This window comes from Curtobacterium sp. MCBD17_026 (genome assembly GCF_003234895.2).
GTDB classification, from domain to species: domain Bacteria; phylum Actinomycetota; class Actinomycetes; order Actinomycetales; family Microbacteriaceae; genus Curtobacterium; species Curtobacterium flaccumfaciens.
The window spans coordinates 795,742-817,722 of the sequence record NZ_CP126281.1 but is presented as its reverse complement, the minus strand read 5'-3'; the positions used below and the strand labels follow the sequence as shown (position 1 = coordinate 817,722).

The window sequence follows — 21,981 nt, the reverse complement described above, 5'->3', positions numbered from 1 at the left end:
CGGGCGGCGGATCGTCGGTGGACGCTCGGTAGGATCGTCCCGTGCCATCCCAGCAGGAACCCGAGCAGACCGACGTCCAGTCGCTGAGCTACGAAGCGGCCCGCGACGAACTCGTGCGCGTCGTGAGCGAGCTCGAACAGGGCTCCGCGACCCTCGAGCGTTCACTGGCGCTCTGGGAGCGGGGCGAAGCCCTCGCCGCCCGGTGCGAAGAGTGGCTCGTCGGTGCCCGCGCACGGCTCGACGCGGCCCGTGCCGCCAGCGACGCCCAGGACGGCTCCGGGCGATGACCGACCCCAACGGCCGCCCGATCGTCGCCGAGCTCGGTCGCCCCGAGACGGCAGAGGAGACGTGGGCCCGGAAGGACGCCGCCCGCACCGCCCGCCGGCAGCACCAGACCGCGTTCAACCTGGTCATCGCGCTCATCGCCTCGCTCGGCATCGTCCTGTTCCTGGTGGCGGTCGTCGTCCGGCCCGACACCACCGTTGACCGCACCGTCGACTACCAGCAGATCGCGGCGAAGGCGAACGTCGACGACGTCACCCTGGTGGCGCCGCCGCTGCCCGACGGCTACAGCGCCAACCGCGCGGACTTCGCGAGCAAGACCACGGACGGCGTGGACGTCTGGACCGTCGGCTTCGTGACGCCGGACAAGCAGTACCTCGGCCTGCAGCAGGGGATCGACGCCAACGCCTCGTGGGTGTCGAACCAGCTCGACCAGCGCCCGTCCACCGGTGACCGCACGATCGGTGACACTGAGTGGACCGTCTACGACCGCCGCGCCGAGGGCACCGACGCCGGCAACCACGCGTACTCGCTCGTCTCGACGTTCGGCAAGAACACGATCGTGCTCTCCGGTACCGCCGACGACAAGGCCTTCCGGACCGTCGCGACCGCCGTCTCCCGAGAACTGACCGAGTAGACGACGACTGACCGAGTAGACGACGACTGACCGAGTAGACGACGACGGGCATGGTCCCGCCAGTCACCACCCCGTCCCACCCGAACCGAGGAGCCCCATGCCCGACCGCGCCGCCTCCACCCCGTCCGACGCCCTGCGCCTGCTCGTCGACGGCAACGCCCGTTTCGCCGCCGACAAGCGCCGGATGGGCCGCGTGGACCCGGACCGCCGCACCGAGCTCGAAGGATCGCAGTCGCCGTTCGCGACCGTCCTCGGTTGCTCGGACTCGCGGGTGCCGTTCGAGCACGTCTTCGACGCCGGCATCGGTGACCTGTTCGCGATCCGCAACGCCGGCCAGATCGTCGACGACGTCGTGCTGGGCTCGATCGAGTTCGCGGTCGTCGCCCTGGGCACACCGCTGGTCGTCGTGCTCCGGCACACGCGGTGCGGTGCCGTCGCGGCAGCGCGCTCCGGTGAGCCCGTCCCCGCCCCGCACCTGCAGGCCCTCGTGGACGCGATCGCCCCGAGCGTCGAGAAGGTCCGGCTCACCGACGCCGAGCTCCCGCAGGAAGCCGTCGGCGCCGCACACCTCGAAGCCACCCTCCGCCAGGTGATCGAGCGCTCCGGCGCGGTCTCCGATGCCGTGGCCGAGGGTAGATTGGCCGTCGTCGGGGCGACCTACGACCTCGCCACCGGAGAAGTCACCATCGACACCGTCGTCGGCCAGGTCTGACCGGCCCAGACGAAGATCAAGTCAGACGAAGATCGACCCAGACGAAGATCGAGCCAGACAGATATCGAGCCAGACAGATATCGAGCCAGACAGATATCGAGCCAGACGAAGACCGACCCGACGACGACCGCCCCGGCGACCCCGGGGCACGGGCCGGCGCGACCGCGACCGGCGAGCACCCCAGGAAGGACCACGACGACGTGACCGACACCACCCCGACCGAGTTCCGCATCGAGCACGACACCATGGGCGAGGTGCGGGTGCCGAAGTCGGCGCTCTACCGTGCCCAGACCCAGCGCGCCGTCGAGAACTTCCCCATCTCGGGCACCGGGCTCGAGTCGGCACAGATCGTGGCGCTCGCGCGGATCAAGCGTGCGGCGGCCATCGTGAACGGTGAACTCGGCATCGTCGAGCCTGCCGTCGCCGACGCCATCGCCGGCGCGGCCGACCTGATCATCGGCGGCCAGCACCACGACCAGTTCCCGGTCGACGTATACCAGACCGGCAGCGGCACGTCGTCGAACATGAACATGAACGAGGTGCTCGCGACACTGGCGTCCGACATCGCGGGTTCGGCGGTGCACCCGAACGACCACGTCAACGCCTCGCAGTCGTCGAACGACGTCTTCCCCACCTCCGTGCACGTCGCCGTGACCGAGGCACTCCTCCGCACCCTCGTGCCCGCCCTGGAGCACCTCGCCGAGTCCCTCGAAGCGAAGGCCACGCTCTGGGCCGACGCCGTGAAGTCCGGCCGGACGCACCTGATGGACGCCACGCCCGTCACCCTCGGGCAGGAGTTCGGCGGCTACGCACGCCAGATCCGCCTGGGCATCGAGCGTGTCCAGGCGACGCTCCCCCGCGTCGCCGAGGTCCCGCTCGGCGGCACCGCGGTCGGCACCGGCATCAACACCCCCAAGGGCTTCCCGCAGCGGGTCATCGCCCAGCTCGCGAGCGACACCGACCTGCCGATCACCGAGGCCGTCGACCACTTCGAGGCGCAGGGCGCGCGTGACGCCCTGGTCGAGGCTTCCGGTGCGCTCAAGGTGCTCGCCGTCAGCCTGACGAAGATCAACAACGACCTGCGCTGGATGGGTTCGGGTCCGAACACCGGCCTGGGCGAGCTGCACATCCCCGACCTGCAGCCCGGCTCCTCGATCATGCCCGGCAAGGTGAACCCGGTGATCCCCGAGGCCACCCTGATGGTCGGCGCCCGGGTCATCGGCAACGACGCCACCATCGCCTGGGCGGGTGCCTCGGGTGCGTTCGAGCTCAACGTCGCCATCCCGGTGATGGGCACGGCACTGCTCGAGTCGATCCGCCTGCTGGCGAACAGCTCGCGCGTGCTCGCGGACAAGACCATCGACGGGCTGCAGGCGAACCTCGAGCGCGCCCGCGCCTTCGCGGAGTCCTCGCCGTCGATCGTCACCCCGCTCAACCGGGTCATCGGTTACGAGGCGGCGGCGAAGGTCGCGAAGTACGCCGTCGCCGAAGGCCTCACCGTGCGTGAAGCCGTCGTGGCCCTCGGCCACGTCGAGCGCGGCGAGGTCACCGAGGCGCAGCTCGACGAGGCGCTCGACGTCCTCAGCATGACCCACCCGAACTAGCGGGGCGCGCTCCGGTCGCAACCACGGCCAGGAGGCGCGGTGCGGGTCCGACCCGCACCGCGCCTCCTGGCCGTTGCCCGTTCAGAACGCCGCTACACCAGGTCCGGCGAGTCCAGCAGGTCCGTCACCAGGGCGGCGATCGCGGAGCGCTCGGAGCGCGTCAGCGTGACGTGCGCGAACAGCGGGTGCCCCTTGAGCCGCTCGATGACCGACGCGATCCCGTCGTGCCTGCCGACCCGCAGGTTGTCGCGCTGCGCGACGTCGTGGGTGAGCACGACCCGCGAGTTCTGGCCGATGCGCGAGAGCATCGTGAGCAGCACGTTCCGTTCGAGCGACTGCGCCTCGTCGACGATCACGAAGGCGTCGTGCAGGGAGCGGCCGCGGATGTGGGTCAGGGGCAGCACCTCGATCAGGCCGCGCTCGATCACCTCGTCGAGGACGTTGTCCGACACCACCGAGCCGAGGGTGTCGTAGACGGCCTGGGCCCACGGGTTCATCTTCTCGCCGGCATCACCGGGCAGGAAGCCCAGGTCCTGCCCGCCGACGGCGTACAGCGGCCGGAACACCATGATCTTCTTGTGCTGCTGCCGTTCGAGCACCGCCTCCAGTCCGGCGCACAGGGCAAGCGCCGACTTGCCGGTACCGGCGCTGCCGCCGAGCGAGACGATGCCGATCTCGGAGTCGAGCAGGGCGTCGATGGCGAGCCGCTGCTCGGCCGAGCGTCCGCGGAGTCCGAAGACCTCGCGGTCGCCTCGCACCAGGGCGACGGCTCCGGCGACGCGCACGCGGCCGAGGGCCGATCCGCGCTCGGAGTGGATGACGACCCCGGTGTTCACCGGGACGCCGTCGAGCTTCGCGGAGCGGATCTCCTCTTGCTCGTACAGGTCGGACATCTGCTCGCCGGAGACCTGCAGGTCAGCGATGCCGGTGTAGCCCGAGTCGACCGCGAGCTCGGCGCGGTACTCCTCCGCCGCCATGCCGATCGACGACGCCTTGACCCGGAGCGGCAGGTCCTTCGACACGACGACGACGTCGAGCCCGTCGTTCTTCAGGTTCGACGCGACGGCGAGGATACGGGAGTCGTTGTCGCCGAGCTGCAGGCCCGACGGCAGGACGGACTGGTTGGAGTGGTTCAGTTCGACGCGGAACGAGCCGCCGTCGCCGATCGCGATCGGGAAGTCGAGCCGCTCGTGCTCGATGCGCAGTTCGTCGAGCAGCCGGAGGGCCTGCCGGGCGAAGTACCCGATCTCCGGGTCGTTGCGCTTCGACTCGAGTTCGCTGACGACCACCACGGGCAGGACAACGGCGTGCTCGGCGAAGCGGAACAAGGCCCGTGGATCGCTGAGGAGCACCGATGTGTCGAGCACGTACGTGCGCTGGGCGACCGATGTGGACGAGTCCGCGGTGTGCTGCTGCTGTGCTCCGCGAGAGACGTTCTGAGAGGTCACGACCACTCCATCCCCGGGCCGCGACGGGCCCGGTCCTGTCCTCGAACGCGGCCACGGAGCGGGTCCCGAAGCACCGACTGTGGCCGCTTCGATCGGGCGCGGTGCCCGATGGGGACAACGTACGTCCGGCCCCCGACACCCCGACAGCGACACGCGGTTTCCGGAGTTACGGTCGCGTGAACAACGCGAGCGCGCCTCGCGCCGCTCGCTGCGGTGACGCCGGCTGGTCACGAACTGTCGGCTGCGACCGCTCCGGCCGACAGGTGGTGACCACTCGGCGGACGTGAGCGGGGTGTCGTGACCGCTCGCGAGCTTCGGACGGGAGGCCCGTGGCGGCCTGGCACCGCGCCTCCAGTCCGTCCATTGGTCGCGACTCGTCGCGCGGGCGGCCCCGGCTGGTCACGAACTGTCGGCTGCGGCCGCTCCGACCGACAGTTCGTGACCACCCGGCGGACCTGAGCGGGGTGTCCTGACCACTCACGTGCTGCGGACGGGCTCCGGACGGGGGGCAGCAGGCGCGCCGCTGCTACTGCATGGTGGCGTACGAGACGCAGGCGTCCCGGAACATGTCCAGGGTCTCGTCGGTGGTCGACGGGAACACGGACACGCGCGCGACCCCGAGCCGGGTGGTCGCGGTGACGCCGTGGTTGTGCATCGCGGCGGACAGGGCCGTCACGCGACCCTGCGTCGGCCGGAGCACCACGATGCCGGCACGCTCGGCCGGGTCACGGCTGGACTCGACCTCGAGCCCGAACTCGTCGGCGATGGCGAACACGCGCTCGACGCGATCGGTGACACGCTCCTGCACGGCGGCGACGCCGACCGCGGTGAGGCGCTCGAGCGACACCGCGAGCCGGGCCTGCGCGACCGGGTCGATGCGGGACATCTGGAAGCCGGCGGCCCCCGGACGCACCGCCGGGACCTCGGTGGGCCAGCCGGACGTGCCGTGCGGGCCGGACAATCCCGGACGGATCCGGTTCAGGGCACGGTCGCTGAACGCCACGAACCCGGTGCCCCACCCGGCGTGCAACCACTTCTGCCCGCCGGTGGCGACGACGTCGGCGACCTCGTACGGGGCATCGACGACGCCGAAGCCCTGGATCGCGTCGACGATGAGCAGGCGGTCGCCGATGACCTCGCGGATGGCGGCGAGGTCGGTCAGGTAGCCGGTGCGCCAGTCGACCAGGGACACCGCGACGGCGGTCACCTCGTCGGTCAGGCGCTCACGGATCAGCTCGGGGGTCACCCAGCCGGCACCCGACTCGATGACGACGGGCTGCACCCGTCCGCCGGTGGCCGAGGCGGCGCTGGCCAGTGCGAGCGGCAGCGACGGGTACTCGTCGGCGGACACGAGCACACCGCCGGTCAGGCCGAAGGCGGTGTGCAGCAGGCCCGGGGTCGTCGCGGCCTGCGAGACGACCTGGTCCTCGCGGCGGCCGACCAGGCGGGCGGCGACGGTGCGGACGCGGGCGTCCTGCTCGTCGAGGGTCTCCATGGCACCGAAGCGCATGTGTGCCTGGATGGTGCCGAGCACACGCTGCTCCTCGAGCACGGCGGTCTGCACGGGGCCGAACGCAGCGTGGTCGAGGTAACCGGGGTCTTCGGAGAAGCCGGCGGCGTACTCGTCGATGTTCACAGGTGGTGCACCTTTCACGGGTTGAACCCTGAGAGCCTACTGGGACGCGGCTCCGCCGACGAACCCGGTGCGGGAGGTGGCTGCTCAGCCGCCGAAGCGACGCGACCGGAGCCCGAAGTCGCGGACCGCCCGGAGGAAGTCGACCTCGCGCAGGTCCGGGTAGAACGCCTCGACGAAGTAGAACTCGCTGTGCGCGCTCTGCCACAGCATGAAGTCGGACAGGCGCTGCTCGCCCGAGGTCCGGATCACCAGGTCGGGGTCGGGCTGCCCCTGCGTGTACAGGTGGTCGCCGATCAGCTCCGGCGTCAGCACCTCGGCCAGGGTGTCGATGGTCCCGCCACCCGCGCCGTGCGCCTGCACGATGCTCCGCATGGCGTCCGCGATCTCACGACGGCCGCCGTAGCCGACGGCCAGGTTGACGTGCAACCCGGTGCGGCCGGCGGTGCGCTGCTCGGCCTGTTCGAGCGCGGTCACCAGGTTCTCCGGCAGCCCCTCGTTCGAGCCGACGTGCTGCACGCGCCAGTCACGGTTGTCGGCCAGGACCCCGGCGAGGTCCGCGATGATCCCCACGAGTTCCTCGAGCTCCTCGCCGCCACGACCCGTCAGGTTGTCGGCCGACAGCAGGTACAGGGTCACGACCTCGATGCCGAGGTCGTCGCACCACGTCAGGAACTCCGGGATCTTCGCGGCACCCGCTCGGTGGCCGTGTGCGGCGGACTCGAGCCCGAGCTGCTTCGCCCAGCGGCGGTTGCCGTCCACGATCATGGCGACGTGCTTGGGCTTCGCTGCACCCTCGAGCTGGCGACGGATCCGGCGCTGGTAGGCGCGGTAGAGGATCCCCCGCCCTGTCCATCCCGCCGTCCCGGTCACGCACCGAGCGTAGTGCACCACCGGCACACGCTCCCTGAGGCGCCCGCTCGGCGGACACGTGGCTGTCGTTCGGGGTCAGGCCCTATGGTCGGGATCATGCAGGACGAGCACGAGACCGGAACACTCCCCCACGTCCCGTTCACGGAAGAGGCGTCGGCGAGTCCGACCACGACCGCTGCCGAACCCCGTCCGGCCTGGCGCGGATGGATCCACCTCGGCGCGTTCCCGTTCGCGATCGCGATGGGGATCGTGCTGATCACCCTCGCCGACAGCACCGCAGCGAAGGTCGGCAGCGCGGTGTTCATGGCGACGTCGCTCGCGATGTTCGGTGTCTCCGCGACCTACCACCGGTTCCCGTGGGGGCCGAAGGTGAAGGCCGTGCTGAAGCGCATCGACCACACCAACATCCTGCTGCTCATCGCGGGTACCTACACGCCCGTCGCGATCTGCGCCCTGCCGCACACGCTCATGGTCGTCGTGCTCTGGGTGATGTGGTCGGGCGCCGCGCTCGGGATCGCGTTCCGGGTGCTCTGGATCAACGCGCCCCGCTGGCTGTACGTACCGATCTACCTGGTGCTCGGGTGCGCTGCCCTCGGGCTGCTGCCGCAGTTCTTCGCCGCGAGCGTCCCCATGACCGTGCTCATCCTGTCCGGCGGCGTCGCGTACATCATCGGCGCGCTGGTCTACGGCTTCAAGCGGCCGAACCCGGTGCCGACGCAGTTCGGGTTCCACGAGGTGTTCCACGCCCTGACCGTGGTGGCCTTCGGTGCGCAGTGGGTCGGCGTGCTCATCGTCGCGCTGGACCCGGTGCGCTGACCGTCGCACGTTCCTTCCCAGAACGCGCGCGATGCCTGGTGGTTCCGGGCGTACTCACCAGGAACTTCTGACCAGGTACGCCCGGTTCGACCAGGTACGCCCGGTTCGACCAGGTACGCCCGGTTCCGGTAGGCGCGTACAAGGCGGACTGGAGGCCCGTGGCGGGATCACCACGGGCCTCCAGTCCGCCTCGGAGTCGCGTCAGCCGCGCTCGGTGTCGTCGCCGACGTCGGCCCGGCCGTCCTCCGCCGCCCGCCGCTCCGGCTCGTCCGTCGCGGCGCCGTCACCCGCGGTGCCGTTCTCCTCAGCCTCGAGCCGCTCGCGCACCTCGGCGCGGTAGCGGGTCCGACGGATGCGTCGGGTCATGTCCACCACGAGCAGGATCGTCACGATCGCGACGAGCGCGATCGCGATGAACCCGACGACGCCCGGGGTGACGTCGACGTCGGGGACGACCGAGGGGCTGGGACTGGGGGTGGCGGCGAGTGCCGCCGCGATGGTGCTCACGAGGTCGGTTCCTTGTCGGCTGGGATCCCGGCGAACAGGTCGGTCTCCGGGAGCTCGGTCGGCACGCGTGCCTCCACGAGCTGGTAGTCCTCGGTCGGCCACACCGTCGCGAGGAGGTCGTTCGGCCAGTAGAAGAAGGCGCTGTCCGGCGCGACCTGGCTGGCGTGCGCGCGGAGTGCGGCGTCACGCTGGTCGAAGTACTCGTGCACGTCGACGTGGGTGGTGGCGAGGTCGGGCCGGTCGGCGAACCGCTCGACCCACTCGCGCAGCTGCTCGATCGCGGGGCTGTCCGGGTCGCGCTCCTGCAGGGCTTCGAAGATCGTGCGGAAGCGGCGCGGGTTCATCGTGCGCTCGTAGTAGAGCTTCGCGATCGACCACGGGGCGCCGGCGGACGGGTACGCCGACGGGTCGGCGGCGGCGGACCACGCGGCCATCGACACCTCGTGCGTGCGGATGTGGTCGGGGTGCGGGTAGCCACCGTTCTCGTCGTAGGTGACGAGCACGTGCGGGCGGAACCGGCGGATCACGCGGACGAGGGCCTCGGTGCTGTACTCGAGCGGCACCGTCGAGAACGTGCCCGGCCGGACCGTCTCGCCCTTCTCGGCGTCGGGCAGCCCCGAGTCGTGGTAGCCGAGCCACACGTGGTCGATGCCGAGCGCCTGCTGCGCGGCGGCCATCTCGGTGCGGCGGTACCCGGCCATGTCACGGTGCGCACGGCTCGTCGCCGGCTCGCCGAGCTGGTCGTTCAGGATGTCGCCGGCCTCGCCGCCGGTGCAGGACACGACGAGCACCTGGTGCCCGTCGGCCACGTACTTCGCGGCGGTCGCGGCTCCCTTGCTCGACTCGTCGTCGGGGTGGGCGTGGACGGCCAGCAGACGGTAGGGCACGTGGGGTTCCTCACTGCGGGTGAGCGGCGTCGGACGCGGGCAGCGCACAGCATCGCGTGAACTACCCTGGGATCAGGATATCCACCCCGGGAGCCCCGAACTGTCCGAACAGCACCAGACCGCCACCCTCGACGAGCGCTACGGCCGCACCCCGGCCCGCAAGCGCCGCAGCCGCCTCTTCGCGATCGTCGCGGCCATCGCGGTCGTCGTGGTCTTCGGCGCGTGGGTGATCTGGGCCGGGCTCGACCAGTCCGACCGCGGCCTCGACCAGGACGTCATCGGGTACGAGGTGCTGTCCGAGCACAGCACCGTCGTCCACTCGCAGGTGTCGGTCGACCCGGGCGTCGAGGCGAAGTGCGCCGTGCAGGTCCTCGACAAGAGCTACTCGATCGTGGGCTGGAAGGAGATCACCGTGCCAGCGTCCGAACAGCGCAGCCGGAGCATCTCCACGCAGGTCACCACGACGACGCGGGGCGTGACCGGCTTGATCCACGACTGCTGGATTCCCTAGACTGTCCTGATTCGCCTCTCGAGACCGACCACTCGGCCGGTCTCGTTTTTTCATGGTCGAAGGGACAGAACATGAGCAACGACACGCAGGTCACCTGGCTGACCCAGGAGGCGCACGACCGTCTCAAGGCGGAGCTCGACGAGCTGAGCGGCGAGGGCCGTGCCGAGATCGCGCGCCGCATCGAGGCCGCTCGCGAAGAGGGCGACCTCAAGGAGAACGGCGGCTACCACGCCGCGAAGGACGAGCAGGGCAAGATCGAGGCCCGCATCCGCGTCCTCACCGAGCTCCTCAAGCACGCCACCGTCAGTGAAGCGGAGTTCGACGGGACGGTCGAACCGGGCACCGTCGTCACGGCGGTCATCGCCGGCGACGAGTCCACCTTCCTGGTCGGCAGCCGCGAGATCGTCGCTGAAGGCTCCGACCTGACGGTCTACAGCCCCGTCAGCCCCGTCGGCGCGGCCATCGTCGGCCTCAAGGCCGGCGACAAGGCCACGTACACGGCGCCGAACGGCAAGGAGATCGCCGTCGAGGTCGTCAAGATCGAGCGCTACGAGCCGTAGACCGGCCCGCCGACAGACAGGAGGCCCGTGGCGACACCGCCACGGGCCTCCTGTCTGTCCGCTGGTCGCGCCCAGGGCGGGCACCGCACTTCCGCCAGTTCACGCGTCGAACGACTCGTGGATCGTCGCGGACTAGTGCTCGAGGAGTTCCGGGCGGAAACCGACCTCGTGCAGGCGCTGGATGACCTCCTGCGCGTGCTCGGGGCCGCGCGCCTCGATCGACAGGTCCAGCGCGACCTCGTTGATGACGAGGCCCTGCCCGTGGCGGGTGTGCAACACCTCGACCACGTTCGCGCCGGCGTCCGAGATGACCTGCGCGACGCGGGCGAGCTGGCCCGGGCGGTCCGGCAGCATGATGCGGATGCCGATGTAGCGCGAGGCCGCCACGAGCCCGCGGGTGATCACGCGCTCCATCATGAGCGGGTCGATGTTGCCGCCGCTCAGCAGCACCACGGTGCGGCCGGTGTCGCGGACGGCACCGGACATGATCGCGGCGACGCCGACGGCCCCCGCTGCCTCGACCACGAGCTTGGCGCGCTCGAGCAGGACGAGCAGTGCGCGGGCGGTGTCGTCGTCCGAGACGGTGACGATGTCGTCGACCAGGTCGCGGATGATCGGGAAGTTCAGGTCGCCGGGGCGCGCCACCGCGATGCCGTCGGAGATTGTCGGCTTCGTGGTGATGGTGACGGGCTCGCCGGCGGTGATCGACGACGGGTAGGCCGCAGCGTTCTCAGCCTGCACGCCGATGACCCGGATCTGCCGTCCGAGCCGCTCGGCCATGCCCTTCACGGCGAGTGCGATGCCGGAGATGACGCCGCCGCCACCGATCGGCACCACGACGGTGTCGACGTCCGGCACCTGGTCGATGATCTCGAGGCCGAGCGTGCCCTGCCCGGCGATCACTGCCGGGTGGTCGAACGGCGGGATGAACACGGCGCCGGTGTGGGCGGCGAAGTCCTTCGCGGCGCTCAGCGCTTCTTCCACGGAGTGGCCGCGCAGCACGACGTCGGCTCCGTAGTGGCGGGTGGCCTGCAGCTTGGGCAGAGCGACCCCGACCGGCGTGAAGATCGTCGCGGGGATGCCGAGCTCGCGGGCGGCGAGGGCAACACCCTGCGCGTGGTTGCCGGCGCTCGCGGCGACGACGCCCTTGGCACGCTGCTCGGCGGACAGGGTCGAGAGGCGGTTGTAGGCGCCGCGCACCTTGTAGGCACCCGTGCGCTGCAGGTTCTCGCACTTCAGGTGCACCGGCGACCCGAGCAGCTCGGCGAGGAACTGCGACGTCTCCATCGGGGTGACGCGTGCGACGCCCTTGATGGTCTCGCGCGCCGCCTCGATGTCCGCGAGCGTCGGGATCGCGGTGAGCGTGTGCGGGGAGGCGCTGGTGTCGGTCACTCCCCCATCATCGTCGTTCCCGGCCCCCGCGGCGAACTCGTGACGCTCAGTTGGTGCTGGCGGTGTCTTCTTCGGCCGAGGGACCCGAGTCGACGCCCGGCGCCGGGACGTCGTCGCCGACCTTGTGCCGACGGCGTCGGAGCAACTGGATCTGCCCGTGCTGTCCGCGCTTCGGCGTCGCTTCGAGGACGTGGTCGGAGTCGAGCCGTCGCCAGCGTCCGCTCGCGATGGTGGTGACCATGGCGTTCAGGGTCGCGATCAGCGGCACGGCGAAGAACGCGCCGGCGATGCCGGCGAGACCGGAGGCCGCGGTGACGCCGAGGACGACCGCCAGCGGGTGGACCTTGACCGCGTTGCCCATGACGAGGGGCTGCAGGATGTGCCCCTCGATCTGCTGGACCAGCAGCACGACGCCGAGCACCAGGACCGCGGCGAGGGGGCCGTTGAAGATCAGCGCGACGAACACCGCCAGGAAGCCCGTGACGATGGCGCCGACGACCGGGATGAAGGCGCCGAGGAACACGAAGGCGGCGATCGGGATCACCAGCGGCATGCCGCCGAAGAAGAGCCCGACGATGAAGGACCCCAGACCGATGCCGACCGCGTCGACGAAGGCGACGAAGATCTGCACCCGGATGAAGCTCGTCAGGGTGATCCAACCGGCGACACCGGCGCCGTCCACCGCCGCGCGCGCCTTCTTCGGGAACAACCGGACGGACCAGCGCCAGACGTTCTTGCCGTCGATCAGCAGGAAGATCGTGGTGAACAGGGTGATGAAGAGCGCCGCGAACACGTGCGTCGCGCCCGACCCCGCGCTGGCGACCCCGGACAGGATCGAGGCGGAGTTGTCCTGCAACCATTTCGTGCCGTCGTCGAGCCAGCCGTTCACGTCGGACTGGTTGATGCCGAACCCGGAGTTCAGCACGAAGTCCTTGATGTTGGCGTACTGGTCGATCGTCCGGTCACGCAGCGACGGGTACGACGCGATGATCTGGTCGACGACGAGCCAGATCAGGCCGCCCAGGGCGGCGACGCCGCCGAGCAGGCTGATGACGACCGCCAACCACTTCGGCACGTGGTGTCGCTGCAGCCAGTTCGAGACCGGCACCAGGAGCGCCGAGACCACGATGCCGATGAGGAACGGGATGAGGATCTCGCTGAAGACCGTGACGAGCCAGATGAAGACGGCGATCACGCCCACGACGACGAGTGCACGCCACGACCAGGCACCGGCGATGCGGACGCCGATCGGGACCGATTCCTCGACCACGGGGTCGGGATGTGTCTGCTTGCTTCCCCATGCCATGGCCCGAGTGTATCGACGTGCTCTCGGCCAGGTGCCAGATACGGCATACGTTCGTGGACGCTCATGTCGGCGGGGTTCGGTAGCGTCGCCGCATGCCCAGGTCGACGCTCTCCGCCGCCGAGGCCCGCCGGGTCGCACTCGCGGCGCAGGGCTTCGGACGGCCACCCGCCGAGCCGGTCTCGACCCGTGCGCTGAACGGCGCGATCGGCCGGCTCGGGCTGCTGCAGATCGACTCCGTCAACGTGTTCGAACGCAGCCACTACCTGCCGCTCTTCGCCCGGCTCGGGGCCTACGACCGGTCGACGCTCGACCGGCTGACGCTCGGACGCTCGGGTCCGTACACCGAGTACTGGGCGCACGAGGCGGCGTTCATCCCCCGCGACGACCTGCGGCTGTTCCGGTGGCGGATGGACGCCCTGCGGGAGCGTGACGCCGGCCCGACCAGGGTCGACGGCGTCACCCGGACCGCTGCCGTCCGGCGCGAACTGCACGCGCTGCTCCGGGCCGAGGGGCCGATGCGGGCGAGCGCGGTGGAACACGAGTCCAACGTGCGACGCGGCCCCTGGTGGGGATGGAGCGACGTGAAGCTCGGGCTCGAGCAGATGTTCCGCTGGGGCGAGGCGGTGAGTGCCGGACGAGCCGGTTTCGAGCGCGTGTACGCCCTGCCGGAGCAGGTGTTGCCCGCAGGCTTCCTCGAGACCGCGCCGCCGCGTGCCGACGCCGTGCTCGAGCTCGTCCGTCGGGCCACGCGGGCGCTCGGCGTCGGCACCCGAGCGGACATCGCGGACTACTACCGGCTGCGCTCCGACGACACGGCCACCGCGATCGCCGAGCTCACCGACGCCGGCGAGCTCCTGCCGGTGCGTGTCGAGGGGTGGGGCGAGCGGGCCTGGCTGCACGTGGGCGCTCGGGTCCCCCGGCAGATGACCGCCGACGCGGTGCTGAGCCCCTTCGACCCGGTCGTCTGGTTCCGGCGGCGGGCCGAGCGGATGTACGGCTTCCACTACCGGATCGAGATCTACACGCCGGCCCCGAAGCGGGTGTTCGGCTACTACGTGCTGCCGGTGCTGCAGGACGACCGGCTCGTCGGCCGGATCGACCTGAAGAGCGACCGGCAGCGCGGGGTGCTCCGCGTCCGGACCGCGTGGCAGGAACCCGGCGAGCACCTGGACCCCGAGCGTCTCGCCGACACACTGCGACGGACTGCGAGCTGGCAGGGCCTCGGCGCGATCGAGGTGACCGACCGCGGCACCGCTGCTGCGGCCGTCGCCGGAGCCCTCGGACTGCCCCTGGTGGCACACGAGTCCGCTGACGACGCGGACGCCCCCGAACCGGTCACGTCGGCTGACGACTCGGCCGCGGACGGCGTCGGCTGACCCCTCAGAACCGGTCGGCGTTCGCGCGCAGCCGCGCGATGCGGTCGGGCAGCGGCGGGTGTGTCGAGAACAGCCGGTCCATCACGCCGGGGCGCATCGGGTCAGCGATCCACAGGTGCGCCATCGAGGAGTTCTGCGTCTGCATCGGTCGACCGTACGCACCGAGCTTCTCGAGTGCCCGCGCCAGGCCCTCCGGGTGACGGGTCGTCATCGCGCCCGTCGCGTCGGCCAGGTACTCGCGCTGCCGGGACACCGCCGCCTGCACCCCGGCCGCGGCGATCGGGGCCACGATGACGGCGGCGATCCCGGCGATGAGCAGCACCGGGTTGGCGCTGCCACCGTTGTCGGAGTTGCGGTTCCGCCCGCCGGACAGACCGCTGAAGATCGAGATGCGGAGCAGGACGTCGGCGATGAGGCCGACGGCCACGACGAGACCGAAGACCATCGTGGACACCCGGATGTCGTAGTTCCGGACGTGTCCGAGCTCGTGCGCCATCACACCCTGCAGCTCCTGGTCGTCCATGAGCTCGAGCAACCCCGTCGTCGCCGCCACCACCGCGTGCTCGGGGTCACGCCCGGTGGCGAAGGCGTTCGGCGAGGGGTCGGGGATGACGAACACCCGGGGCATCGGCATGCCGGTCGCGATGGCGAGGTTCTCGACGGTGCGCCACAGCCGCGGTTCTGAGACGCGGTCGATCTCGACCCCGCCGGCGATCGCGGTGGCCTGCCGCGCCGCCAGGAAGTACTGCAGCACCGCGTACCCGAGCGCGACCACGAGGACGATGAAGCCGATCGAGACGTTGCCGGCGAGGTACCCGCCGAGGAACCCGAGCGCACCGATGATCAGCAGGAACACCAGGACGATGACGACGGTGTTGCGCTTGTTCCGCGCGATGGCGCTGTACACGTCGGCTCCGACGCCGGGGTCAGAACTGGACGCGCGGCGGCTCGGCGATGGCCGCCGGCTCGTTCGTCTCGAAGAACGGTGCCTCGGAGAAGCCGCGGTTCTTCGCGAACGTGGAGTTCGGGAACACCCGGATCTTCGTGTTCAGCTCGCGCACGCCACCGTTGTAGAACCGGCGGGCGGCCTGGATCTTGTCCTCGGTGTCGACGAGTTCGGACTGCAACTGCAGGAAGTTCTGGCTCGACTGCAGCTGCGGGTACCCCTCGGCCACCGCGAACACGCTCTTGAGCGCCTTCTGCATGTGCCCCTCGGCGGTGGACGCCGTGTCGGCGTCACCGGCGGACAGGGTCTCGGCGCGGGCCTTCGTCACGTCGTCGAAGACCGCCTTCTCGTGCGTGGCGTACCCCTTGACCGTGTCCACGATGGTGGGGATGAGGTCGGCGCGGCGCTTCAGTTGCACCGAGATGTCGCTCCAGGCCTCGTCGACCCGGACCTTGAGCGTGACGAGGGAGTTGTACGTCACCCAGAGGTAGATCCCGATGATCACCAGGACGACCACCACCACTCCGACGACGATGAGCGTCGTGACGAGTCCGGTGTCCATGCGGGCGTACTCCTTTGCGCGTCGGGATCCGCGGTGCTGCGTTGGCCTGAACGGCCATCGTGAAGTCTATCGACGCGCTGAGCATGCTCCGTTCCGTGAGCAGTGTTCACGGCCGATTCCCGAGTCACGCACACCGGGCTCCCGGACTGCGGCCCGATACCGAACCTCATCCGCGAGGTGTATTGACCGGAGGCCGCCGATCCCGTGGGATGGGTCCGGTGAACACGAGCGGGGAGAACGTGGACGAGGGGGCTGTCGGGGGCGTCAGCCCTCGTCGTCGTGCCCGCTTCGCCCTGCTCGCAGCGGCGACGACGGTCCTCGTCGCCGCCCTGCTCGGCGCCGCGGCAGCCCCGGCCGTCGCGGTCGCCACGGGCGGCCCGTCGCTCGTCGCGGCCGCTGCAGACGCCCCGGCAGCCCCCGCCGCCGCTCCTCCCACCGCCACGCCCGGAACGAGCGAGATCGCCCCGCCGAGCACCGGCCGTCCGGGCGCTCCGACGCCCGCACCCACCCGACCCGCCGTGCGGCCCACCATCGCCGACCCGGGTGACGTCACGACGGGTACGACACGCTTCCACGGCACCGGCACCCCCGGGCACGCGGTCCGGGTGGCGGGGCCGGGCGCGACGGGTTCGTCCGGGTGCACGACCCGGGTCGACCCGAACGGATCGTGGGCCTGTCTCGGCACCGTCCGCTCCGGTCCGCAACAGGTGTTCACGGTGCGCGACCTCACGGCCGCGCTGCCCGTCGCGAGCGCACCGGCATCGGACGTCATCGTCCCGCCGACCCTCGCGTCCGCCGGGCCCACCGGCGGAACGGTCTCCGGTACGGGGTACCCCGGATCGACGGTGACGCTGTCGGTGTCCGGGTCCTCGGCGCAGCAGACCGCCCGGGTCGGTGCGGACGGCCGGTGGGTCGCCGCCCTGGGGACCCGGGCCGACGGCCGGTTCACCGTCACGGCGTCGCAGACGGCCAGCACGGCCGACGGGTACCGGTCCGACCTGCGGAGCGCGGCCTCCGCTCCCGTGACGGTCACGGTCGACCGCACGGCGCCGGCAGCCCCGCGCATCACGACACCGGACGACGGCCAGCGCATCGGCACCCGCGGGACGACGGTGGCCGGGACCGGTGAGCCCGGCGCCCGCGTGACCGTGTACGTCGACCGTGCGCCGGTGTGCGGCGTGGTGGTCGGGTCGGATGCCGCATGGTCGTGCTCCACCACGGGGTCGACGTTGCGCGCCGGCGGGCACCGGCTCACCGCGACGCAGCACGACGTCGCGGGCAACTACTCCCGGTCGTCGGCCGCCGTGCGGGTCACGGTGCGGTCCACCACCACGGCCCCGACCGCAGCACCGACGCCGGGCGCCACGGACACCCCGGGGACACCGGGCACCTCGACGCCGGGGTCCAGCGCGACGGCGGGCACCCCCGGCACGACCGGCCACGGCAACAGCACGCACCCCGACGGCCCCGGGGGCGGCGACGACGACAGCGCCGCAGCCGGCACGGGCAACGGCAACGGCAACGGGTCCAGCAACGGCACCGGTACCGGCAGCGCCCCGGCCGGCGTCGGCAGCACCGGAGGCCACCCCGACTGGTCCGGCCCCGCGGGCGACTGGACCGCGGCGACCACCTACGACCGCACCGTCCCGACCATCCAGGCGGCGTTCTCGTGGCGGACCGTCCTGGTCGCCACCGCCGTCGCCGCCGGGTTCCTCCTGCTGATCGCCGCGCCGCTCGCCCTCGTGGCCGCAGTCACCCGCGGCCGCCTCCGCTCGCCGTTCGCCGGGCTGCTCGGACGCAACCGCTCGCGGTCGGACCGCGCCCGGGGCGACGACGTCCTGCCGACCTGGGCGTCCATCACCATCGCGGTGTCCGTCGCGGCGCTGTGCACCCTGCTCGGGGTCGGCGTCGAGCTCGAGGCCCGGTACGCCCGTCTGGCGATCGCCGTCCTCGCGGGTACCGGTGTCCTGACCGCCGCCGTCGTGTTCGCCACGCGGTGGGCCGCCGGCAGCGATCACCGCACCGTCGGGTTCCGGGTGTCGCCGTGGCTCGTGCTCGCAGCGCTCGTGGCGTGCGGCGTCACCCGTGCGGCCGACCTCTCCCCCGCCCTCATCGTCGGTGTCGTCCTCGTGCCGTCCGGCCGCCCCGGACTGGGGACCGGCCCACTCCGCCTCGGCACCGGAATCGCTGCGAGCGCCCGGGGTGCGACCTGGCGGGTGCTGGCCCTGCTCGGACTCGCCGCGGCCGGCTGGGTGCTGCACAGCCTGCTCGCCGGCGGGGGTTTCTGGGCGTCGCTCGGGTCGGAGTTCGCCATCACGCTGTGCGTCGGTGGCCTCGGTGCCGTGGTCGCGACCCTGCTGCCCGTCGCGGGTTCCGCCGGCAGCGCGATGCTCGCCGCCTCCCGCGGTCGGTACGTCGCACTCGCGGTGGTCGCCGTGACGCTGACCACGGCGGTCTACTCGGGGGCGACCGGCACGCACGCCGCACCGGCCCTGCTCGTCGGGAGCGCCGCGGCCTGTGTTGCGGCCGCGATCGCGGCCCTGGTCTGGCTGCGCACCGACCGGCGCGCGGCGCGCGTCTGAGCCGGGCCGGGCCTCCAGAGCGGCGCTCCGCACCGGCCGTGGGACAGAAGACGCACATCAGAGCCGGTTCGCGGAGCGCGGGCTAGTGTGACGAGCGGTGCACGTCACACCGCACGGACGACGCACGCCGCACCGGACCAGCGGTGCAGCAGGACGCGCGATCGGTGCCCGCGCGCAGCACCGACGGTGCGCGCCGCACCGCACGACCGCGGCAGGAGCGATGATGACCGACACCCGATCCGACTACGACGCGACACGCTTCCGCGAGGTGTTCGAGGGCAGCTTCACCTACGCGAACGGCTTCGCCCGCAACACCCACCGCTTCGCCGGCCGACCCGCGCTGCGCGAGCCGGAGACGGACCGCTCGTGGACCTACGCCGAGCTCGGCGACGCCGTCGACCGGATCGCCGGATGGCTCGTCCGGCACGGCGGCGGACGGGGATCGATCGTGATGGTCGAGCTGTTCAACACACCCGAGTTCGCGATGCTCTACCTGGCATGCCACCGCATGGGCGCGGTGTTCTCGCCGACGAACTTCCGGCTCGCCCCGGACGAGGTCGCGTTCATCATCGAGGACTCCGCACCCGCCGTCCTGGTGCACGACACCGAGCGGACGAGTGCGATCGCCGCCGCGCTCGGGTCGTCGCCGCACCGGCCGGACCAGGTCGTCCCGGTCGGAGGCGACCACGACCGGTTCGCCGAGCTGCTCGCGTCCGAGCCCCTCTCCCCCGAGGAACTCGCGGCGATCGGCCCGCGCAGCACCTACGACGAATCGACCCGGCTCTACACCTCGGGCACCACCGGTCGCCCGAAGCCCGTCCCGCTGCCGAGCCTCGTCGAGGTGCTCAGCGCGCACGACGTGGTCATGCACTTCCCGCTCAGCCCGTTCGACAAGACGCTCAACATGTCGCCGCTGTTCCACCGTGGCGGCTTGTTCTCCGGCGGCCCGAACCCGGTGTTCTACGTCGGCGCCGAGCTCACCACGTTGCGCCACTTCGACGCCGACCGCGTGCTCGACCTGGTCGAGTCCGAGCACCTGACGTTCCTGATCGGAGCACCACCGAACCTGGTGCAGCTCGCCGATGCGCAGGAACGTCGGGCGAGGGACCTGTCGAGCCTCAGCGGCATCGTGACGATGGGAGCGCCGCTCGACCGCGCCGCGGCCCTGCGCTACCAGGAGCTGCTCTCGCCACGCATCTTCAACGGCTACGGCACGACCGAGACCTTCTGGAACACGTTCCTGCGCCCCGAGGACTTCCCGGACGGCGCCGGCTCCACCGGCCGCGCGTCGACCGACGACGACGTCGCTGTCGTCCGCGTCCACGAGGACCGGCTGGCCGACCCGACCGACACGGTGGCGAAGGACGGCACCGACATCGGTGAGTTCGCCGTGCGCACCGTGAAGTCCGGCTACTCGTACCGGAACCCCGGGCTCGAGGCCGAGAAGTTCGCGAACGGTTGGTTCTACCCGGGCGACCTCGCCACGTGGGACGAGCACGAGCGGGTGACGATCGTGGGCCGCAAGGACGACATGATCATCTCCGGTGGCGAGAACGTGCACCCCGTCCAGGTCGAGGCCGTGCTGCAGGAGCACCCCGGGGTCGCCGACTCCGTCGTGGTCGGCGTGCCGGACGCGCAGTGGGGCGAGGTCGTCACGGCGTACGTCGTCCGCGCCGGCGACCGGCTGCCGACCGACGACGCCGAGGCCGCCGCCGTCCTCGAGGAGTGGACCGGCTCCCACCCCGGCCTCGCCCGGTACAAGCGCCCACGGCGGTACCGCTTCGTCGCGGACGTCCCCTACAACGCCACCGGCAAGAAGGTGCACTACCTGGCGAAGGCAACGGCCGCGGCGGACCAGGCAGCAGGCCGGCTGATCGAGCCGTAGCGGGCCCCATACCCGGCCGGTGACGGACTGGAGGCCCGTGGCGGCGCCGCCACGGGCCTCCGGGCCGTCAGCTGGTCGCGTCCACCGCGCGCCGGGGCGCGTTGCGGGCGAAGAGGCCGGGCAGGAGCCCGCCGATCTTCGTCCCGATGCACAGGCTGACGAAGGTCGCGAGCGGGGTCGCGAGCGCCTCCGGATCGAAGGTGGCGACCGCCACCAGCCCGACCGTCCCCGGCACGAGCAGCAGGAACGCCGGGAAGAACGAGACCGTCGCCGGGATCGCCGGCACGAGCCGCTCCAGCAAACGGGTCGCGACGAACAGCAGCGCCGCTGCGGCACCGGTCGCGACCACGCTGCCCCAGAGCGGCGTCGTCGTGCTCACCACCGCGTACGCGGTGACCATGACCGCCACCGACACGAGCGTCAGGCGCCATCCGGACCGGAACACCAGGCCGAGGCCGACCGCCAACACGACGACGGCGACCCACGACACCCAGTACACGGGGACGGACTCCCAGCCGGCGAGGTCCGTGCCGACCCCCGCGACCTCGCCGACGAGCGCGGCCGACGACGGATCGACGTGCAATCCGGTCAGGGCGCTGCCGGACGCGATGCCGGCGGCCATGAAGCCGAGCATGATGAGCCCCTGCACCAGCCGCGACGACCCGGTGACGATGTCCGCGGCGGTGAGTTCGAGCAACGCGTTGGTGATGAGGGCGCCGGGGACGAACACCGCCACCGGGGCGCAGACCGCGAAGAGCGGGACCTGCTCGAACCCGGTGCCCGCGGCGACCAGGCCGACGATCGCCGTCGACACGAACGCGGCCAGGAACGGGATGATCGCCACGGCTTCGCGGAAGCGCCGGAGGACCAGTCCGATCACGCCCACCAGTCCACCGACGACGAGCGCCAGCACGATCGCCCACCAGGGGCAGCGGAAGACGACGGCCAGGCCGGCGGAGGTCAAGGCGTTGCCGAGGATCCACGGCAGGGCGGGCGGCGGGACGGTCCCGGCGCGGATGGCCCGGACGCGGGCGGGGATCTCGGCGAGGGCGATGGAGCCGCTCTCGAGCCCGAGCACGACGCGGTTGGCGCGGGCGGCCTGGCGGGAGGACAGTTCGACGCCCTCGGCGTTGACGATGGTGGCGGCGCCCGTCGAGACCTCGCTCACCATCACCAGGGCGGGCAGGACCCCGATCGCGAGCGTCGGTCCGACCCCGGCGGCGTCCCGGGCCTTCTCGAGCGCCGACCGGACGTCGGTGACGGAGCTGCCCGCGTCCAGGAGCAGGGCTCCGAGGGTGCCGAGGAGCATGCCGACCGGGACGCTCTCGCCGTCGACGACCTCGACGTGGGCCTCCGGTCGGCGGATGGCGTTCTGCAGGTTGGCGAGTGCGCTTCCGAGTCCGACCACGATCGTCGATGCTACTGGGCGTGCGGCGTTCGGTACCCCCGGTGGGACTCGAAC

General features: G+C 71.5%; 20 protein-coding genes. 10 read left to right on the top strand and 10 right to left on the bottom strand.

The window, feature by feature from the left end; all coding sequences use genetic code 11:
- The first annotated feature begins 41 nt into the window (after positions 1-41).
- The 4 genes from DEI85_RS03925 (at position 42) to DEI85_RS03910 (ending at position 3,235) form a co-directional block, all read left to right on the top strand.
- Positions 42-287 (top strand): exodeoxyribonuclease VII small subunit, encoded by a 246-nt coding sequence (locus DEI85_RS03925; RefSeq protein ID WP_017886728.1) that lies wholly within the window; start codon positions 42-44, stop codon positions 285-287.
- Entirely contained in the window at positions 284-919 is a 636-nt protein-coding gene (locus tag DEI85_RS03920) for a DUF4245 domain-containing protein (protein WP_110895430.1), read from the top strand. The genes DEI85_RS03925 and DEI85_RS03920 overlap by 4 nt, the downstream gene beginning before the upstream one ends.
- Positions 920-1,016: 97 nt before the next feature.
- Positions 1,017-1,631, top strand: a complete 615-nt coding sequence (locus tag DEI85_RS03915; protein WP_027464510.1) for a carbonic anhydrase — start codon at positions 1,017-1,019, stop codon at positions 1,629-1,631.
- A gap of 200 nt (positions 1,632-1,831) precedes the next feature.
- Positions 1,832-3,235: a class II fumarate hydratase gene (locus DEI85_RS03910; protein ID WP_110860695.1), complete on the top strand. Its 1,404-nt coding sequence runs from the start codon at positions 1,832-1,834 to the stop codon at positions 3,233-3,235.
- A 92-nt stretch (positions 3,236-3,327) separates the two neighbouring features.
- Here DEI85_RS03910 and phoH2 read toward each other — a convergent pair whose 3' ends face one another.
- The 3 genes from phoH2 to DEI85_RS03895 all read right to left on the bottom strand — a co-directional run bounded on the left by phoH2 (position 3,328) and on the right by DEI85_RS03895 (position 7,189).
- The gene (phoH2, locus tag DEI85_RS03905) at positions 3,328-4,689 is read right to left on the bottom strand and encodes an RNA 5'-3' helicase PhoH2 (RefSeq protein ID WP_181436342.1); all 1,362 of its coding nucleotides are present in this window, start codon (positions 4,687-4,689) and stop codon (positions 3,328-3,330) included.
- A 520-nt stretch (positions 4,690-5,209) separates the two neighbouring features.
- Positions 5,210-6,319, bottom strand: a complete 1,110-nt coding sequence (locus DEI85_RS03900) for an aminotransferase class V-fold PLP-dependent enzyme (protein ID WP_111123397.1) — start codon at positions 6,317-6,319, stop codon at positions 5,210-5,212.
- Between the two features lie 84 nt (positions 6,320-6,403).
- Positions 6,404-7,189: an isoprenyl transferase gene (locus DEI85_RS03895; protein ID WP_027464506.1), complete on the bottom strand. Its 786-nt coding sequence runs from the start codon at positions 7,187-7,189 to the stop codon at positions 6,404-6,406.
- A 96-nt stretch (positions 7,190-7,285) separates the two neighbouring features.
- Between DEI85_RS03895 and trhA the strand changes: the two genes are divergently transcribed.
- The gene (gene trhA, locus DEI85_RS03890; RefSeq protein ID WP_258369886.1) at positions 7,286-8,005 is read left to right on the top strand and encodes a PAQR family membrane homeostasis protein TrhA; all 720 of its coding nucleotides are present in this window, start codon (positions 7,286-7,288) and stop codon (positions 8,003-8,005) included.
- A gap of 201 nt (positions 8,006-8,206) precedes the next feature.
- On the opposite strand, the gene DEI85_RS03885 is transcribed toward trhA, so the two are convergent.
- Positions 8,207-8,512, bottom strand: coding sequence for a hypothetical protein (locus DEI85_RS03885; protein ID WP_110860701.1), 306 nt, complete (start codon positions 8,510-8,512; stop codon positions 8,207-8,209).
- Positions 8,509-9,399 (bottom strand): mycothiol conjugate amidase Mca, encoded by an 891-nt coding sequence (gene mca, locus DEI85_RS03880; RefSeq protein WP_110895435.1) that lies wholly within the window; start codon positions 9,397-9,399, stop codon positions 8,509-8,511. The genes DEI85_RS03885 and mca overlap by 4 nt, the downstream gene beginning before the upstream one ends.
- 19 nt (positions 9,400-9,418) lie before the next feature.
- Here mca and DEI85_RS03875 point away from each other — a divergent pair, with 19 nt between their 5' ends.
- Together DEI85_RS03875 and greA are read left to right on the top strand one after the other, a co-directional pair.
- Positions 9,419-9,910 carry a DUF4307 domain-containing protein gene (locus tag DEI85_RS03875; protein WP_017886738.1) on the top strand — a complete coding sequence of 164 codons (492 nt, stop codon included), beginning with the start codon at positions 9,419-9,421 and terminating at the stop codon, positions 9,908-9,910.
- Positions 9,911-9,981: 71 nt separating this feature from the next.
- Positions 9,982-10,470: a transcription elongation factor GreA gene (greA, locus tag DEI85_RS03870; protein WP_017886739.1), complete on the top strand. Its 489-nt coding sequence runs from the start codon at positions 9,982-9,984 to the stop codon at positions 10,468-10,470.
- A gap of 132 nt (positions 10,471-10,602) precedes the next feature.
- On the opposite strand, the gene ilvA is transcribed toward greA, so the two are convergent.
- The gene (gene ilvA / locus DEI85_RS03865) at positions 10,603-11,862 is read right to left on the bottom strand and encodes a threonine ammonia-lyase (protein ID WP_027464502.1); all 1,260 of its coding nucleotides are present in this window, start codon (positions 11,860-11,862) and stop codon (positions 10,603-10,605) included.
- 46 nt (positions 11,863-11,908) lie between these two features.
- Positions 11,909-13,168 carry an AI-2E family transporter gene (locus DEI85_RS03860; protein ID WP_258369887.1) on the bottom strand — a complete coding sequence of 420 codons (1,260 nt, stop codon included), beginning with the start codon at positions 13,166-13,168 and terminating at the stop codon, positions 11,909-11,911.
- Between the two features lie 92 nt (positions 13,169-13,260).
- On the opposite strand from DEI85_RS03860, the gene DEI85_RS03855 reads away from it, so the two are divergent.
- On the top strand, positions 13,261-14,544 hold the full coding sequence (locus DEI85_RS03855) for a winged helix-turn-helix domain-containing protein (protein WP_111123398.1): 1,284 nt from the start codon (positions 13,261-13,263) through the stop codon (positions 14,542-14,544).
- A 4-nt stretch (positions 14,545-14,548) separates the two neighbouring features.
- Here DEI85_RS03855 and DEI85_RS03850 read toward each other — a convergent pair whose 3' ends face one another.
- Together DEI85_RS03850 and DEI85_RS03845 are read right to left on the bottom strand one after the other, a co-directional pair.
- On the bottom strand, positions 14,549-15,451 hold the full coding sequence (locus DEI85_RS03850; RefSeq protein ID WP_110860711.1) for a M48 family metalloprotease: 903 nt from the start codon (positions 15,449-15,451) through the stop codon (positions 14,549-14,551).
- A gap of 19 nt (positions 15,452-15,470) precedes the next feature.
- The gene (locus DEI85_RS03845) at positions 15,471-16,052 is read right to left on the bottom strand and encodes a LemA family protein (RefSeq protein WP_027464499.1); all 582 of its coding nucleotides are present in this window, start codon (positions 16,050-16,052) and stop codon (positions 15,471-15,473) included.
- Between the two features lie 218 nt (positions 16,053-16,270).
- Between DEI85_RS03845 and DEI85_RS03840 the strand changes: the two genes are divergently transcribed.
- Positions 16,271-18,634, top strand: a complete 2,364-nt coding sequence (locus tag DEI85_RS03840) for an Ig-like domain-containing protein (protein WP_146248988.1) — start codon at positions 16,271-16,273, stop codon at positions 18,632-18,634.
- A 223-nt stretch (positions 18,635-18,857) separates the two neighbouring features.
- Entirely contained in the window at positions 18,858-20,519 is a 1,662-nt protein-coding gene (locus DEI85_RS03835) for a class I adenylate-forming enzyme family protein (RefSeq protein ID WP_111123426.1), read from the top strand.
- A 67-nt stretch (positions 20,520-20,586) separates the two neighbouring features.
- Here DEI85_RS03835 and DEI85_RS03830 read toward each other — a convergent pair whose 3' ends face one another.
- Complete coding sequence (locus DEI85_RS03830; RefSeq protein ID WP_111123400.1) at positions 20,587-21,927, bottom strand: threonine/serine exporter family protein; 1,341 nt, start codon at positions 21,925-21,927, stop codon at positions 20,587-20,589.
- Positions 21,928-21,981: the final 54 nt, after the last annotated feature.